This window comes from Bacillus sp. hwrm1 (assembly GCF_040207805.1).
Taxonomy (GTDB): Bacteria; Bacillota; Bacilli; order Bacillales; family Bacillaceae; genus Bacillus; species Bacillus velezensis.
Genome location: NZ_CP157943.1, coordinates 2,164,172 through 2,183,064 on the forward strand (window position 1 = coordinate 2,164,172; position 18,893 = coordinate 2,183,064).

Genomic DNA, 18,893 nt, shown 5'->3' on the forward strand with positions numbered 1-18,893 from the left:
GATGACGGCGGACCTATCGATTGCACATCCGTCTCTCCATGCGGATTCGGGTTTTTGGAATGACCCTTACCCGTTTTATGACAAACTGCGATCCATTGATCCTGTTTATAAAGGAACCGTATTAAAATATCCGGGCTGGTATGTCACCGGGTACAAAGAAGCGGCAGCGATTCTGAAAGACATTCGGTTTAAAAACCGCATTCCTCTTCCGGAAGCTTCAACGAAATATCAAAATCTATCGCATATCCAGCACGATATGCTGTTATTTAAAAATCAATCAGACCATAAGCGGATGCGGATGCTTATCGGTAAAGAATTTACCGCAAAGACGGCGGAATCACTTCGCCCTTGTATAAAAGAAACGGTTCATGACTTGTTGGATCAAGTCCAAATCAAAAAAACCGCGGACCTTGTTTCAGAGTTTGCCTTTCCATTGGCAAGCCTTATCATTGCGGAGATACTCGGAGTGCCGAAAGAGGAGAGATATCAATTCAGACAATGGACGGCAGACGTCATTCAGGCCATTGATCTTACCCGATCAAGAAAGACGTTAGTCAGAGCAAGCGACACCGCAGGCAGGCTGACGTCATATTTCAGAGATTTGATTCACAAGCGGGAAGCGCACCCTCAACAAGACTTGATCAGCAGGTTTATTATGGAGGAACAGCTTTCAAAAGAGGAAGTGCTCGCGACATGTATCTTACTTGTCATAGCCGGACACGAGACGACGGTAAACCTCATAAGCAACGGTGTGTTTACTTTATTGAAACACCCTGAACAGCTTAGCGCACTGAGAGAAAACCCCTCGCTTATTGAAACTGCAGTTGAGGAATGTCTGCGCTACGACAGCCCCGCGCAGCTGACGGCACGCACCGCCTCAGAAGACTGCGAAATAAATGGGAAGACCATAAAAAAAGGAGAGCAGGTATATATCCTTTTAGGGGCAGCCAATCGCGATCCAAGCATATTCGATCAACCTCACAAAATGGATATCCAAAGAAAACCGAATCCGCATCTTGCATTCGGAAGGAACGCCCATTTTTGCATAGGCTCCTCATTAGCGCGCATCGAAGCACAAATTGCAATTCTCACACTGTTTGAGCGGATGCCTAAGCTTCGGCTGGCTGCACACCGCCTTGAATACCGCAAGCTCATTGGTTTTAGGTCGCTCAAAGAGCTCCCGGTTGTCATTGGCTGAATGACCATGCAGGAGGGCCGGATTTTATCGGTTCCTCTTGCAGGAAATAAATGAAAGAAAAAAGAATACATATTTATAAAGCAAAAATCCTCTCTGATCCATCTCACTATCCCTAAAAAAACTCACTGCTCAGCCAATCAATCTAATACAGCAAGAGTCTCCCTTTCTTTCGCCAAAACGGAACATTCATCATGATGCACATTTTTTCAGCCTTAGAAACTGTGCAAAACCGGCATGTTTTTTGCTTTATTTTCTCGATTTTTTGTAAGCGCTTACTAATATTAAGCAGAAAAGAGGGGGATTTGTGGACATTGTTATTATTTTATTGGCATTAGGCATGCTGATGTTTGCGGCTTACCGGGGCTTTTCAGTCATTTTATTCGCCCCGATTTGTGCGCTGTTTGCCGTGCTCCTGACAGATCCAAGCTTCGTACTTCCTTTCTTCTCGAATATATTTATGGAGAAGATGGTAGGATTTATTAAGCTGTATTTTCCCGTATTTCTTTTAGGGGCCGTTTTTGGCAAGGTTGTTGAAATATCCGGGCTCGCCGAGTCGATTGCAAAAACAATCGTCAAGCTTGTGGGAGCAAAAAGAGCCATTCTCGCCATCGTCTTAATGGGTGCGATTTTAACGTACAGCGGCGTCAGTCTCTTCGTAGCGGTGTTTGCCATTTATCCGTTTGCTAAAAACCTATTTATTAAAGCTGATATTCCCAAGCGTCTGATACCCGGTACGATTGCATTGGGCGCCTTTACATTTACAATGGATGCGCTTCCCGGCACACCGCAAATTCAAAATGTCATTCCGACCGCTTTTTTTAAAACAAACATTTATGCCGCTCCCTGGCTCGGACTGATTGGTGCAGCATTTGTGCTTACGGCCGGAATGATTTATTTAGAATCCCGGCGCAAAAAAGCGGCTAATGCCGGAGAAGGCTATGCTGGATTTCAATCTGAAGTTTCCGCTGCAGAGGAATCCTCAGGTCTGGCTAATGAAACACATACGCCTGTTTTACCGCAGGAGGCAGAACCCAGCCCCGCGCGGCAAGTTCTCGCCTTTGTTCCGCTTATCCTTGTGGGGGTCATGAACAAATGCTTCACGATGTGGCTCCCTCATTGGTACCCTAGCGGATTTGATTTTGCGCCGCTCGGGCTAGAAGCGTTCGGGAAGATTGACCTTTCCTCCGTCACTGCGATCTGGTCAGTAGAACTCGCACTGTTCATCGGAATCATGACAACGATTTTGTTCGATTGGAAAAAAGTCCTCTTCAATTTGAAAGAAGGACTGAATGAGGGCATCGGGGGCGCCTTGCTGGCGTCGATGAATACAGGAGCCGAATACGGATTTGGCGGCATCATTGCGGCGCTTCCCGGCTTTAAAATGGTCAGCAGCGGCATATCGCAGACGTTTACAGATCCGCTCGTCAACGGAGCGGTGACGACCACTGCGCTTGCCGGGATTACAGGATCGGCATCAGGAGGAATGGGCATCGCTTTAAGCACGATGTCAGCAGCGTATACAGAAGCAATCAATACATTCCACATCCCGCCGGAGGTCATGCACCGGGTGATATCGATGGCCTCCGGCGGGATGGACACTCTTCCGCATAATGGCGCCGTCATTACGCTGCTCGCGGTCACCGGGTTGACCCACCGCCAATCCTATAGGGATATCTTTGCCATAACCGTCATTAAAACAGCCGCTGTGTTTGTCATCATCGCCATTTACAGTCTGACGGGCCTTGTGTAGCCAAAACAGAAAGGGGAAACGAATATGGGAAAAGGAAAAGTGATGAACTCTTATCAAGATGCTGCTGCACTGATCAAGGACGGAGACACCCTCATCGCAGGAGGCTTCGGCCTGTGCGGCATTCCGGAACAATTAATTCTCGCGATCAGGGACAGCGGCGTAAAAAACTTGACCGTTGTCAGTAATAACTGCGGTGTTGATGATTGGGGGTTAGGCCTCTTGCTTGCAAACCGGCAGATCAAAAAAATGGTCGCATCCTATGTGGGAGAAAACAAAACCTTTGAACGGCAGTTTTTAAGCGGGGAGCTGGAAGTCGAATTGGTGCCCCAAGGAACGCTCGCAGAAAGAATTCGCGCGGGAGGGGCGGGCATTCCGGCGTTTTACACACCTGCGGGCGTCGGAACATCAGTAGCCGAGGGAAAAGAACATAAGACATTTGACGGACGCACCTATCTTCTGGAGAAAGGGATTACAGGGAACGCCGCCATCGTAAAGGCCTGGAAAGCCGATCCTCTGGGCAACCTGATGTTCAGAAAGACGGCGAGAAATTTCAATCCGCTCGCTGCAATGGCAGGCAAAGTGACGATTGCAGAGGCTGAAGAAATCGTCGATGCCGGAGAGCTTGATCCGGATCAAATTCATACGCCGGGTATTTTTGTGCAGCACGTGCTGCACGGCGGGATTCATGAAAAACGGATTGAACGCCGCACCGTCCGGCAAGCATGATAAAGGAGGCTGACAGAATGAGAGATAGCAGAAAACGAATGATCAAACGGGCTGTAAAGGAAATTAAGGACGGAATGAATGTGAACTTGGGGATAGGGATGCCGACGCTTGTAGCCAATGAGATACCGAATGATTATAACGTCCTGCTTCAGTCTGAAAACGGCTTGCTCGGGATCGGGCCTTATCCGGCGGAAGGAACGGAGGACCCCGATCTGATCAATGCGGGAAAAGAAACCATTACCGAGGTAAAGGGAGCCTCGTATTTTGACAGTGCCGAATCCTTTGCCATGATTCGCGGCGGCCACATTGATGTAGCGATCCTCGGCGGGATGGAAGTGTCCGAACGGGGAGATTTGGCGAACTGGATGATCCCAGGAAAAATGATCAAAGGAATGGGCGGCGCCATGGACTTGGTCCACGGAGCAAAACGGATTATTGTCATTATGGAGCACGTGAATAAATATGGGGAATCTAAAGTGAGAACGGAATGTACGCTGCCTTTAACCGGCAGGCAGGTGGTCGATCGGCTGATCACAGATTTGGCTGTATTCGATTTTCATGATGGCCGTATGACGCTCACCGAACTGCAGGAAGGTGTAACAATAGAGGAGGTCTTTGAGAAAACAGAAGGTCATTTTACTGTCAGCCAGTCGTTAAAAAACGGGGTCAGACCAAAATGAGGAGGTGCCGTCATGCATTCATTGCTTATTGAAAAAACAGCCGTTGTAACAGGAGCAGCCGGAGGAATCGGGCTTGAAATCGCAAAAGAATTCGCCCGTGAAGGAGCAGCCGTCATCATCTCTGATGTAAACGAACAAGCGGGGAAAGAAGCGGCGGCAAGACTGACAGATGAAGGCTGTGAAGCAGTCAGCATCACATGCGATGTAACAAATGAAAAGCAAGTGGCCGACATGCTGCAGACGGTCGAGAAACAATTCGGACGTCTCGATATCCTTGTGAATAATGCGGGCATTCAGCATGTCGCGCCCATCGAGGAATTTCCCACCGAACAGTTTGAACGGCTCATTCGTCTCATGCTGACTGCGCCATTTATCGCAATGAAGCATGCATTTCCCATTATGAAAAAACAGCAATTCGGTCGAATCATTAATATGGCGTCTGTCAACGGACTGATCGGTTTTCACGGGAAAGCGGCATATAACAGCGCCAAGCACGGCGTCATTGGTTTAACGAAAGTCGGCGCACTTGAAGGCGCGGCTGACGGCATTACCGTCAATGCGCTTTGTCCGGGATATGTGGACACTCAGCTTGTCCGCAATCAGTTAAAGGACATTTCCGCAACAAGGAATGTACCGTACGAGCGGGTGCTTGAGGACGTCATCTTTCCGCTCGTTCCCCAAAAACGGCTGCTGTCAGTGAAGGAAATCGCTGATTACGCCGTATTTTTGGCCAGCGACAAAGCAAAAGGGGTCACAGGTCAGGCCGTAGTCATGGATGGCGGGTATACCGCTCAATAGTTCTTATACTTTTTAAAAAAACAGCCGCTCTGAACGGCTGTTTTTTTATGCCTGAAAACCTTGTTCACTCAATAGGCCGATTTACTGCGTCAATCGGTATCCGGGCAGGGTCATTCGCATGTTCTGCGGCGTATTTCGTCCTTGCGGATTTTCCCCATCCAGATCCATCTCTTGCACCACATTTATAATTAAGCGCAATCAGTTTACAATCCTTCACAGATATACAAATGAATTTTTACAATAAACAGAAAATATGTAATTTCTGACACAATAATGCCAATAGCCCTAAAACATATGAAACATGAAGAGCGCGTCCGAAGTGAAGAAGAGCCGGTAACAGGCTCCACCCCGGCTTTCATCATCTCTCTTTAAGACTGATTTTCGGCGAAACCCCCATGTTTTATTTTATGAATAAATATATCTAATTCGTTTGTGAAAACGAACAATAACTCCTCCGAAAGTATTCTATACACATTTGTTATAATCATGCTAGGATGTTAGATAAAGGGATATTTTGTAGGATATTGTATCCCCTGTTCAATATGATCGGAGGAATCTCATGAACAATCTTGCCTTTTTATTTCCTGGACAAGGGTCTCAATTTGTAGGAATGGGCAAACAATTTTGGAATGATTTTGTGCTCGCAAAGAGATTGTTTGAAGAAGCGAGCGATGCGATCTCCTTGGATGTAAAAAAACTGTGTTTTAACGGAGATATGAATGAATTGACAAAGACAATGAACGCGCAGCCCGCTATTTTAACGGTCAGTGTGATTGCTTTTCAAGTGTATATGCAGGAAATAGGGGTGGAGCCCCGCTTCCTGGCAGGCCATAGCTTAGGCGAATATTCAGCGCTTGTCTGTGCCGGCGCCCTTTCTTTTCAGGATGCCGTTACACTTGTAAGGGAGCGGGGAATTCTTATGCAAAATGCGGATCCCCAGCAGCAGGGGACGATGGCCGCCGTGACACAGCTCTCTCTCCAAACGTTGCAGGAAATATGTTCGAAAGTATCGACGGAAGACTTTCCGGCAGGTGTAGCCTGCATGAATTCAGAACAGCAGCATGTGATTTCCGGACACCGGCAAGCTGTGGAACGTGTCATCAAGATGGCGGAGGAAAAGGGTGCGGCATACACTTATTTGAATGTCAGTGCGCCTTTTCACAGTTCGATGATACGATCAGCCTCCGAACAATTCCAGACTGTTTTACACCGCTATTCCTTCCGAGATGCCGCATGGCCGATCATTTCAAATGTCACCGCGCGCCCTTACAGCAGCGGAAATTCGATCAGCGAACATCTCAAGCAGCACATGACGATGCCGGTTAGATGGACAGAATCGATGCATTACTTGCTTTTACATAGAATCACAGAAGTCATCGAAATGGGTCCGAACAATGTCTTATCCGGTCTGCTGAGAAAAACAACGAATCACATTGTACCTTATCCCTTAGGACAGACATCTGATGTTCCCCCGCTTTCCAATCCAGCGGAAAGAAAGAAACATATTGTCCATTTACGCAAAAAACAACTGAATAAATTGATGATTCAATCCGTCATTGCGCGAAATTACAACAAGGATTCAGCGGCTTATTCCAATATGACGACGCCATTATTTACGCAAATCCAAGAGCTGAAAGAGAGAATGAAAAGGCATGAAGACGTGCTTTCAGAACAAGAACTCGAACATTCGATCCATTTATGCAAATTAATTTGTGAAGCTAAACAGCTTCCGGCTTGGGAAGAATTGCGGATTTTAAAATAAAGCGCCCAGGAGGGGACCTATGTATACCAGTCAATTCCAAACCTTAGTAGATGTCATTCGGGAAAGAAGCAGTATCTCTGATCGCGGGATCCGTTTTATCGAATCCGATAAAAACGAGACGGTTGTCTCTTACCGCCAATTGTTTGAAGAGGCGCAAGGGTATCTTGGCTATTTACAGCATCTCGGCATTAAGCCGAAGCAGGAAATTGTATTTCAAATCCAAGAGAACAAATCATTTGTCGTTGCTTTTTGGGCTTGTATATTAGGAGGAATGATCCCGGTTCCGGTCAGTATCGGAGAAGATGATGACCATAAACTGAAGGTCTGGCGCATTTGGAATATATTAAATCATCCCTTTCTGATTGCCTCTGAAAAAGTATTGGACAAAATAAAGAAATACGCTGCAGAACACGATTTACAGGATTTCCATCATCAATTAAACGAAAAATCTGACATCATTCAAGATCAAACCTACGATTACCCCGCTTCATTTTATGAACCTGATGCGGATGAACTCGCCTTTATCCAATTTTCTTCCGGATCGACAGGAGACCCAAAAGGAGTCATGTTAACGCATCACAACTTAATACATAACACGTGCGCCATTGGGACTGCCCTAGCCATTCATTCGAAAGACTCTTTCTTATCATGGATGCCTTTAACGCATGATATGGGGCTCATCGCCTGCCACCTTGTTCCCTTCATAACCGGAATCAATCAAAATCTAATGCCTACAGAGTTATTTATTCGCAGACCTATTCTTTGGATGAAAAAAGCTCATGAACATAAAGCCAGTATTCTATCATCTCCTAATTTCGGGTACAACTACTTCCTTAAATTTCTGAAAAACGAACCAGACTGGGATTTATCCCACATCAAGGTCATCGCAAACGGTGCAGAACCGATATTGCCGGAGCTGTGTGACGAATTTTTGAAAAGATGCGCAGCATTCAATCTGAAAAGATCCGCCATTTTGAATGTTTACGGTTTAGCGGAAGCTTCGGTTGGCGCAGCGTTCTCTAAAATAGGTAAAGAATTCGTTCCCGTTTATTTGCATCGTGACTATTTAAATCTTGGTGAAAGAGCTGTAAAAGTCAGCAAAGAGGACCAAAATTGCGCTTCATTCGTCGAGGTGGGACAACCTATTGACTATTGTCAGCTTCGGATCTCCGATGAAACAAATGAAAGAGTAGAAGACGGAATCATCGGCCATATCCAGATCAAAGGAGACAATGTGACGCAAGGGTATTATAACAACCCAGAGAGTACGGAAAAAGCGCTGACTTCTGACGGCTGGGTAAAAACGGGAGACCTCGGATTCATTAGTGAAAGTGGTAACTTAGTCGTAACCGGAAGAGAAAAGGACATTATTTTCGTGAACGGAAAAAATGTCTACCCGCACGATATTGAACGGGTCGCGATTGAAATGGAAGAGGTTGACTTAGGAAGGGTTGCCGCCTGCGGTGTATATGATCAAAAGACACAAAGCGGAGAAATCGTGCTCTTTGTTGTTTACAAAAAATCACCTGAAAAATTCGCACCGCTTGTCAAAGAGATAAAAAAACATTTGTACAAGCGGGGCGGCTGGAGCATAAAAGAAGTCCTTCCGATCCGAAAACTCCCTAAAACAACCAGCGGAAAGGTTAAACGCTACGAACTTGCCCGACAGTATGAGGCAGGGAATTTTTCAACAGAGTCTGCCGCCATCAATGAATGTTTGGAGAGCAGCCCGGAAACATCCGGACAGACACCCATTCATGAGATAGAAACGGAATTGCTGTCTATCTTTTCCGAAGTGCTCGATGGAAAAAAGGTTCACCTCGCTGACAGTTATTTTGATATGGGAGCAAATTCATTACAATTATCGCAGATTGCCGAGCGCATAGAACAGAAATTCGGACGCGAGCTTGCCGTTTCAGATCTCTTTACGTATCCTTCTATCACTGATTTAGCGGCATATTTGTCTGAAAGCCGGGCTGAAATCAAGCAGGACGCGGCAGCGAAACCAAGCCATGTGACACCGAAAGATATCGCCATTATCGGGATGTCGCTCAATGTCCCGGGAGCGTCAACGAAAAGTGATTTTTGGAATCTGCTTGAAAAAGGTGAGCACAGCATTCGAGAATACCCCGAATCCCGGCTGAAAGATGCGGCGGATTATTTAAAGTCCATCCAAAGCGAGTTCAATGAGAGTCAGTTTGTGAAGGGCGGCTATTTAGATGAAATCGACCGCTTTGATTATTCGTTCTTCGGTTTAGCTCCTAAAGCGGCTCAGTTTATGGACCCTAACCAAAGACTGTTTTTGCAGTCTGCATGGCATGCGATTGAAGATGCGGGCTATGCCGGCGGCAGCATGAACGGGAGTCGTGTCGGGGTATATGCGGGGTACTCGAAGGTGGGCTACGATTATGAACGTCTCCTTTCTGCGAATTATCCGGAGGAACTTCATCAATATATCGTGGGCAATCTCCCTTCCGTGCTAGCCAGCCGAATCGCTTATTTCTTAAATTTAAAAGGGCCGGCGGTCACAGTGGATACGGCATGCTCCTCATCGCTTGCCGCCGTTCATATGGCATGCAAATCTTTAATATCCGGCGATTGTGAAATGGCTCTTGCCGGCGGTATCCGGACATCGCTCTTGCCGATCTGTATCGGGCTTGATATGGAATCTTCGGACGGGTACACGAAAACGTTCAGCAAAGATTCAGACGGCACGGGCACAGGTGAAGGCGCGGCCGCAGTCCTGCTAAAACCTTTGCAGGATGCTGTTCGCGACGGAGACCATATTTACGGCGTAATCAAGGGAAGCGCGATGAATCAAGACGGAACAACCGCCGGGATTACAGCACCGAATCCGGCAGCTCAGACTGAGGTCATTGAGACGGCTTGGAAAGACGCGGGCATTGCCCCTGAAACACTGTCTTTCATCGAAGCGCATGGCACCGGAACGAAGCTCGGTGATCCGGTTGAATTTAACGGGCTTTGTAAAGCGTTTGAAAAGTATACGGCAAAAAAACAATTTTGTGCGATTGGTTCTGTTAAATCGAACATCGGTCATTTGTTTGAAGCGGCAGGCATCGTCGGGCTGATCAAATCTGTCCTCATGCTGAATCACAAGAAAAATCCGCCGTTAGCGCACTTTAATGAACCTAATCCGCTCATTCATTTTCACTCATCACCATTTTATGTGAATCAGGAAGCTGCGGAGTTCACATCCGGTGATGAGCCGCTGCGAGGCGGAGTCAGCTCATTTGGCTTTAGCGGAACAAACGCTCATGTGGTACTGGAAGAATATATTTCTCAAAGTGAGTATGCACCCGAGGATGAACATGGGCCGCACCTATTTGTTTTATCCGCTCATACTGAAAAATCACTCTATGAACTCGCACAGCAGTACCGGCAATATGTATCGGATGACAGCCAAGCTTCATTAAAGTCCATTTGCTATACAGCCAGTACGGGCAGGGCTCATTTGGATCATGGCATTGCCATGATTGTATCCGGTAAACAAGAACTATCGGATAAGCTGACCCGCCTGATTCAGGGAGACAGAAACCTTCCCGGTGTATACATCGGTTACAAGAATATGAAGGAAATGCTGCCTGCTCATAAAGAAGAGCTGAATCAACAAGCAGCCGCTCTGATTAAGCAGCGTTTACGTACGCAAGATGAACGGATCACATGGCTGCATCGCGCAGCCGAATTATTTGTGCAAGGAGCCGTTATCGATTGGCGCGCGCTTTATTCCGGTGAAACTGTACAAAAGACGCCATTGCCCCTGTATCCGTTTGAACGGAGCCGATGCTGGGCTGAAGCTGACCAATTGCGCTTAAACGAGGGCGAAAAGAAAGGAGGAGCAGCATTGAATATCAATCAATCGAAAGCGCACATTGAATCCTTCCTGAAAACTGTAATCAGCAATGCTTCAGGGATCAGAGCGGAGGAACTCGATCTGAATGCTCATTTTATCGGGCTCGGAATGGATTCTATCATGCTGTCACAGGTCAAAAAAGCCATTGCGGATGAATTTGGGGTAGACATCCCGATGGATCGTTTTTTTGATACGATGAACAACCTTCAAAGTGTCATAGATTACTTGGCTGAGACCGTTCCATCGTCCTTTGCATCCGCTCCGCCTCAAGAGAATGTTCCGGCGCAGGAAATACAGGTCATTTCAGAAGCGCAGTCTGAATCGGATCGCAGAGAAGGTCATCAAGAGCATATGCTCGAAAAAATAATCGCTTCTCAGAATCAATTAATTCAGGATACCTTGCAAGCTCAATTAAATAGCTTTAATTTGTTGAGAAACAGCGGACATCATTCCGATGAGAAAGAATACGCTAAAACGCAAGAGAAATCAATTCCTTCTGTCAAGCAGGGGCATCCGACCGTCACTGCAGAAAAGAAAGCGGCTCAAGAAGCGAAACCCTATGTTCCTTTTCAGCCTCAGAACCTGAATGATCAGGGGCACTATACCGCACGGCAAAAACAATACTTAGAAGATTTCATCAAGAAATACGCCGATAAAACGAAAGGTTCCAAACAATATACGGACAACACCCGATTTGCTCATGCAAACAACCGCAATTTGTCCAGCTTCCGTTCGTATTGGAAGGAAATCGTATACCCGATTATCGCCGAACGTTCTGACGGTTCTAAAATGTGGGATATTGACGGAAATGAATATATCGATATCACCATGGGATTCGGGGTTAACCTTTTCGGGCATCATCCTTCCTTTATTACACAGGTTATCGATGATTCAACCCGTTCATCATTGCCTCCGCTCGGCCCGATGTCAGATGTCGCCGGTGAAGTTGCCGACCGGATCCGCACATGTACCGGAGTGGAAAGGGTCGCTTTCTATAATTCCGGAACAGAGGCCGTCATGGTTGCCCTGCGTTTGGCGCGGGCGGCAACAGGAAGAAAGAAAGTTGTGGCGTTCTCGGGATCTTATCACGGCACGTTTGACGGCGTATTAGGGGTTGCCGGCACAAAAGGCGGGGCTGCGTCTGCGAATCCGCTGGCTCCGGGCATACTGCAGAGCTTTATGGATGATTTGATTATTTTACATTACAACAATCCCGATTCGCTGGACGTGATCCGCAGTCTTGGTGATGAATTGGCAGCCGTACTGGTGGAACCGGTACAAAGCCGCAGACCGGATTTGCAGCCGCAGGCATTTTTGAAAGAATTGCGGGCGATCACGCAGCAATCCGGAACAGCTCTGATTATGGATGAAATTATTACCGGATTTCGGATCGGTCTTGGCGGCGCACAGGAATGGTTCGGCATTCAGGCTGATTTAGTGACCTACGGAAAAATCATCGGCGGCGGACAGCCATTAGGGGTAGTTGCCGGAAAAGCTGAGTTCATGAATGCGATCGACGGGGGTACCTGGCAGTATGGGGACGATTCCTACCCGCAAGACGAGGCGAAACGCACGTTTGTGGCCGGCACCTTCAATACTCACCCGCTTACCATGAGGATGTCATTAGCCGTCCTTCGCCATTTACAAACCGAAGGAGAGCATCTGTATGAGCAGCTTAATCAAAAAACAGCCTACCTGGTCGATGAGCTGAATCGCTGCTTCGAACAAGCGCAAGTGCCTATCCGCATGGTTCGATTCGGTTCTTTATTCCGGTTTGTCTCATCGCTTGATAATGACTTGTTCTTTTACCATCTCAACTATAAAGGGGTCTATGTATGGGAGGGACGCAACTGCTTCTTGTCTGCGGCGCATACCGCGGATGATATCGAAAATATTATTCTAGCGGTGAAAGACACGGTGGAGGATCTTCGCCGAGGCGGATTTATTCCGGAAGGCCCGGATTCCCCTGATGGCGGAGGCCGTAAAAAGTCCGGGACGCGCGAGCTTTCACCTGAACAAAAGCAGTTGGTTATGGCATCCCATTACGGGAATGAAGCTTCCGCCGCTTTAAACCAGTCCATTATGCTGAAAGTGAAGGGCGAACTGCAGTATACATCATTAAAACAAGCCGTCCGGCATATCGTTGACCGTCATGAAGCTTTACGTACGGTGATTCATCCCGATGACGAGGTACAGCAAGTGCTGGAACGGATGAATATAGATATACCTGTCATTGATTTTACCGGTCACCCGCATGAACATCGGGAGCCGGAAATCCAAAAATGGCTGACAGAAGATGCCAAGCGGCCGTTTCATTTCCATGAACAAAAGCCTTTGTTTAGAATCCATGTGCTTACATCGGCTCACAATGAACATCTGATTGTGCTCACGTTCCATCATATCATTGCCGATGGATGGTCAATCGCCGTTTTTGTTCAAGAACTGGAGAGCAACTACGCGGCAATAGTACAAGGAAAACCGATTTCACCGAAAGAGGCAGATGTTTCGTTTCGCCAATACTTAGACTGGCAGCAGGCACAGATTGACAGCGGCCATTATGAAGAAGGGGTCCGTTATTGGCGGCGTCATTTTTCTGAACCGATACAGCAGCCAATTCTGCCAAGCACAGATTCTGTCCGTTATCCGAACGGGTATGAGGGAGACCGGTGTACCGTCAGGCTTGGACGGCCATTGAGCGAGGCTTTAAGGTCATTAAGCATTCAGATGAAAAATAGCGTATTTGTGACGATGCTGGGTGCATTTCATCTTTTTCTGCACCGGCTTACCAAACAGTCAGGCCTTGTGATCGGGGTCCCCGCAGCAGGTCAATCGCATATGAAACAGCATGATCTGATTGGAAATTGCGTCAATATGATTCCGGTGAAGAACACGTCTTCTTCAGAAAGCACTTTATCCGGTTATCTTGGCAGTATGAAAGAAAGCGTGAATCTTGCAATGCGGCACCAAGCCGTCCCGATGACACTGGTGGCCAGAGAGCTTCCGCACGATCAAGTGCCGGATATGCGTATTATCTTTAATTTAGACAGGCCTTTTCGAAAACTGCATTTCGGAAAGGCGGAAGCGGAGCCCGTTGCATACCCGGTAAAATGCACCCTGTACGATTTATTTCTGAACATAACAGACGCACATCAAGAATATGTTCTTGATTTCGACTTTAATACGAACGTCATCAGTCCGGAAATCATGAAAAAGTGGGGAGCGGGTTTTACAAAATTGCTGCAAAAAATGGTTGAGGGAGATTCAATCCCTCTTGACGCCATGATGATGTTTTCCGATGAAGAACAGCATGCTTTACAAGCACTTTACGCCGAACACCAGAAGCGGGTCTCTTCAATAGGAAGCAATACGGCAAATTTTACTGAAGCCTACGAGGCGCCGGTAAATGAAACGGAGCGGCAGCTGGCGCGGATTTGGGAGGAACTTTTCGGCCTTGAACGGGTCGGCAGATCAGATCGCTTCCTGGCTCTGGGAGGAAACTCACTCCAGGCGACGCTAATGCTTTCCAAAGTTCAGAAGACATTTCATCAAAAGGTTTCCATCGGACAATTTTTCAATCACCAGACTGTTAAGGAATTAGCACGTTTCATTCAGAACGAAACGAAAGTCGTGCACCTCCCAATGAAGGCTGCCGAGAAAAAAGCGTATTACCCGACATCGCCGGCACAGCAAAGAGTATATTTCCTGCACCAACTGGAACCGGATCAGCTGGCGCAAAATATGTTCGGCCACATATCAATAACAGGGAAGTACGATGAGCAAGCCCTGATCTCATCTCTTCAACAAGTGATGCAGCGGCACGAAGCGTTTCGCACGTATTTCGACATTATAGATGGCGATATCGTTCAGAAACTTGAAAACGAAGTTGATTTTAACGTTCATGTCCGGACAATGAGCCGGGACGAATTTGATGCCTATTCAGACCGGTTTGTAAAACCGTTCCGCCTGGATCAAGCTCCGTTAGTTCGTGCGGAGCTGATCAAGATTGAAAACGAGCAGGCCGAACTGCTCATCGATATGCATCATATCATTTCGGACGGTTATTCCGTCAACATCCTTACAAATGAATTGCTGGCTTTATATCATCAGAAACCATTACCGGACATTGAATTTGAATATAAAGATTTCGCAGAATGGCAAAACCAACGGCTGAATGACGATGCCATGAAGCGGCAGGAGACATATTGGCTGGAACAATTTCAAGACGAAATTCCCATCCTTGACCTTCCGACAGACGGTTCCAAAGCGGCAGAACGGTCTTCTGAGGGACAGCGTGTGACATGCTCCTTACAGCCGGATGTCATCCGTTCGCTTCAAGACTTGGCGCAAAAGGCGGAAACGACTCTCTATACGGTGCTTCTGGCCGCCTATAATGTGCTGCTTCATAAATATACGGGACAAGAAGACATTGTCGTAGGCACGCCTGCTTCAGGAAGAAATCATCCGGATATCGAAAAAATCATCGGTATTTTCATACAAACCATCGGAATCCGGACGAAGCCGCACGCCAATAGAACGTTTACGGATTATCTGGAAGAAGTAAAGCGGCAGACGCTTGACGCTTTCGAAAACCAAGACTATCCATTCGACCGGCTTGTGGAGAAATTAAATGTGCAGCGGGAAACAACCGGAAAGTCTCTGTTTAACACGATGTTTGTGTTTCAAAACATTGAATTTCATGAAATCCGGCACAATGAATGTACTTTTAAAGTGAAAGAACGAAATCCAGGGGTCTCTTTATATGATTTGATGCTCACGATCGAAGATGCCGGTCAACAGATAGAGATGCATTTTGATTATAAACCGGGACGATTCACAAAAGACACCATTGAACAGATCACCAGACACTATACCGCCATTTTAAACAGCCTTGTTGAGCAGCCGGAGATGACATTGTCTTCCGTTCCTATGCTGTCTGAAACCGAACGGCATCAACTGCTGACGGAGTGTAATGGCACAAAGACGCCGTATCCGCATAAGGAAACGGTATATCGGTGGTTTGAAATGCAGGCGGAACAGAGTCCCGATCATGAAGCCGTTATTTTTGGCAATGAGCGGTATACGTACAGACAGCTCAATGAACGGGCGAACCGATTGGCGCGGACGTTACGGACAAAAGGCGTACAAGCGGATCAATTCGTTGCCATCATCTGCCCGCATCGGATCGAGCTGATTGTCGGAATTTTGGCTGTTCTGAAAGCCGGCGGCGCATACGTGCCCATTGATCCTGAATATCCGGAAGATCGGATCCAATATATGCTGAGAGATTCAAGGGCGGAGGTTGTGTTGACACAGCGCAGCCTGCTGGATCAATTACCGTATGATGGTGACGTTGTGCTTTTGGATGAGGAAAACTCATACCATGAGGATCACTCGAATCTTGAATCGGACAGCGATGTGCATGATTTGGCCTATATGATCTATACGTCAGGTTCGACGGGAAACCCAAAAGGTGTACTCATTGAGCATCAGGGACTGGCTGATTATATTTGGTGGGCGAAAGAGGTTTATGTAAGAGGTGAGAAAACCAACTTCCCATTATACTCTTCCATCTCTTTCGATCTGACTGTGACCTCGATATTTACACCGCTGGTTACGGGAAATACCATCATTGTCTTTGACGGCGAAGATAAAAGCGCTGTGCTTTCTGAGATTATGCGGGACTCAAGAATAGACATGATCAAATTGACCCCGGCACATCTGCACGTCATCAAGGAGATGAATATCGCTGGCGGCACCGCAATACGGAAAATGATTGTCGGCGGAGAAAATTTAAGCACCCGTCTGGCCAAAAGTGTCAGCGAGCAGTTTAAAGGCCGGCTGGACATTTTCAATGAATACGGACCGACGGAAGCTGTCGTCGGATGTATGATTTATCAGTTCGACGCAGAACGGGACAAGCGGGAATTTGTACCGATCGGCACTCCGGCTGCCAACACGGATATTTATGTGGCCGATGCAAGCAGAAACCTGGTTCCCATCGGGGTAATCGGCGAAATATATATCAGCGGACCGGGTGTTGCCAGAGGGTATTGGAACCGCCCGGATTTAACGGCAGAGAAATTTGTTGAAAACCCGTATGTCCCGGGAGCGAAGATGTACAAATCAGGGGATTTGGCTAAGCGATTGAAGGACGGAAATCTCGTATATATTGGGCGCGTTGATGAACAAGTCAAAATCAGGGGACACCGAATCGAGCTTGGTGAAATTGAAGCAGCGATGCATAACGCGGAAGCGGTGCAAAAAGCCGCGGTTACAGTGAAAGAAGAAAAAGACGGCTTAAAACAATTATGCGCGTATTACGTAAGCGACAAGCCTATAGCGGCTGCGCAGCTTAGGGAACAATTGTCATCGAAGCTTCCGGACTACATGGTTCCGTCCTATTTTGTCCATCTGGAGCATATGCCGTTAACGTCCAACGGGAAAATAAACCGTAAGGCACTGCCTGCACCAGAATCGAGTCTGCAGCAGACAGCTGAATATGTTCCGCCGGGTAATGAGACGGAGTCCAAACTGACAGATTTATGGAAGGAAGTGCTCGGAATAAGCCATGCGGGGATCAAACATAATTTCTTTGATCTCGGAGGCAACTCCATCCGAGCGGCTGCCTTAGCCGCCAGAATTCACAAAGAGCTGGATGTGAATCTGTCTCTCAAAGACATATTCAAGTTTCCTACCATTGAACAATTGGCTGACAAGGCGTTACACATGGACAAAAATCGATATGTACCGATTCCGGCTGCAAAGGAAATGCCATATTATCCGGTTTCTTCAGCTCAGAGGCGGATGTATTTGTTAAGTCACACAGAAGGCGGCGAGCTGACTTACAATATGACGGGTGCCATGAATGTGGAAGGGACGATCGATCCCGAACGGTTAAACGCCGCTTTCCGAAAATTAATCGTGCGTCATGAAGCGTTGCGGACCAGCTTTGATTTATATGAAGGCGAGCCGGCACAGCGTATTCATCAGAACGTCGACTTTACGATAGAACGGATTCAAGCAAGCGAAGAAGAAGCGGAAGACCGTGTGCTTGATTTCATCAAAGCGTTTGACTTAGCCAAACCGCCGCTGATGCGGGCCGGACTGATTGAAATTGAACCTGCGCGGCACGTGCTTGTGGTTGATATGCATCATATCATTTCTGACGGCGTGTCCGTCAATATTCTGATGAATGATTTAAGCCGAATCTACGAGGGGAACGAACCGGGCCCGCTCTCTATTCAATATAAAGACTTTGCAGTTTGGCAGCAATCGGACCTTCAGAAACGGAACATCAAGAGCCAGGAAGCGTATTGGCTGGATCAGTTTCACGGTGATATTCCTGTACTAGATATGCCTGCGGATTATGAGCGACCTGCCATACGCGATTACGAAGGCGAATCATTTGAATTTCTTATACCCGAACACTTGAAACAGCGTTTAAGCCAAATGGAAGAAGACACAGGAGCAACACTGTATATGATTTTATTGGCAGCCTATACGATTCTTTTATCCAAATACAGCGGACAAGAAGATATTATCGTAGGAACGCCATCTGCCGGGCGGACTCATCTGGATGTAGAGCCGGTCGTGGGAATGTTCGTTAATACGTTAGTCATTCGCAATCACCCGGCGGGCCGTAAAACATTTGATGCCTACTTAAATGAAGTAAAAGAAAACATGCTGAACGCCTATAAAAATCAAGACTATCCGTTGGAAGAATTAATTCAGCATCTGCATCTTCCAAAAGATTCAAGCCGCAATCCTTTATTCGATACGATGTTTGTGCTGCAAAATCTCGATCATGCTGAATTGACTTTCGATTCCCTTCAACTCAAGCCGTATCCATTTCATCATCCGGTTGCCAAATTCGATTTGACCTTGTCGATTCAGGCGGACCGCGACAACTATCACGGACTGTTTGAATATTCGAAAAAACTGTTTAAGAAAAGCAGAATCGAGGTTTTATCAAACGACTACTTACACATCCTATCGGAGATTTTGGAACAGCCAAGCATTCTAATCGAACATATCGGATTGAGCGGAAGCAATGAGGAAGAAGAGAACGCGCTTGATTCTATTCAATTGAACTTTTAGGGAAAAGCATA

General features: G+C 46.9%; 7 protein-coding genes. All 7 read left to right on the forward strand.

The window, feature by feature from the left end; all coding sequences use genetic code 11:
• The first annotated feature begins 1 nt into the window (after position 1).
• The 7 genes from ABK447_RS11295 (at position 2) to bamA (ending at position 18,882) form a co-directional block, all read left to right on the forward strand.
• The gene (locus ABK447_RS11295) at positions 2 to 1,198 is read left to right on the forward strand and encodes a cytochrome P450 (RefSeq protein ID WP_012117684.1); all 1,197 of its coding nucleotides are present in this window, start codon (positions 2 to 4) and stop codon (positions 1,196 to 1,198) included.
• 304 nt (positions 1,199 to 1,502) lie between these two features.
• Positions 1,503 to 2,948 carry a GntP family permease gene (locus ABK447_RS11300; RefSeq protein WP_017417906.1) on the forward strand — a complete coding sequence of 482 codons (1,446 nt, stop codon included), beginning with the start codon at positions 1,503 to 1,505 and terminating at the stop codon, positions 2,946 to 2,948.
• 24 nt (positions 2,949 to 2,972) lie between these two features.
• Positions 2,973 to 3,674 carry a CoA transferase subunit A gene (locus tag ABK447_RS11305; protein ID WP_094031756.1) on the forward strand — a complete coding sequence of 234 codons (702 nt, stop codon included), beginning with the start codon at positions 2,973 to 2,975 and terminating at the stop codon, positions 3,672 to 3,674.
• A 17-nt stretch (positions 3,675 to 3,691) separates the two neighbouring features.
• On the forward strand, positions 3,692 to 4,354 hold the full coding sequence (locus ABK447_RS11310; protein WP_014305098.1) for a CoA transferase subunit B: 663 nt from the start codon (positions 3,692 to 3,694) through the stop codon (positions 4,352 to 4,354).
• 12 nt (positions 4,355 to 4,366) lie between these two features.
• Entirely contained in the window at positions 4,367 to 5,152 is a 786-nt protein-coding gene (locus ABK447_RS11315; RefSeq protein ID WP_007410137.1) for a 3-hydroxybutyrate dehydrogenase, read from the forward strand.
• Positions 5,153 to 5,711: 559 nt separating this feature from the next.
• Positions 5,712 to 6,914, forward strand: a complete 1,203-nt coding sequence (bamD, locus tag ABK447_RS11320; protein ID WP_017417904.1) for a bacillomycin D biosynthesis malonyl-CoA transacylase BamD — start codon at positions 5,712 to 5,714, stop codon at positions 6,912 to 6,914.
• Positions 6,915 to 6,933: 19 nt separating this feature from the next.
• On the forward strand, positions 6,934 to 18,882 hold the full coding sequence (bamA, locus tag ABK447_RS11325) for a bacillomycin D hybrid PKS/NRPS BamA (protein ID WP_221663979.1): 11,949 nt from the start codon (positions 6,934 to 6,936) through the stop codon (positions 18,880 to 18,882).
• The last annotated feature ends 11 nt before the right edge of the window (positions 18,883 to 18,893 follow it).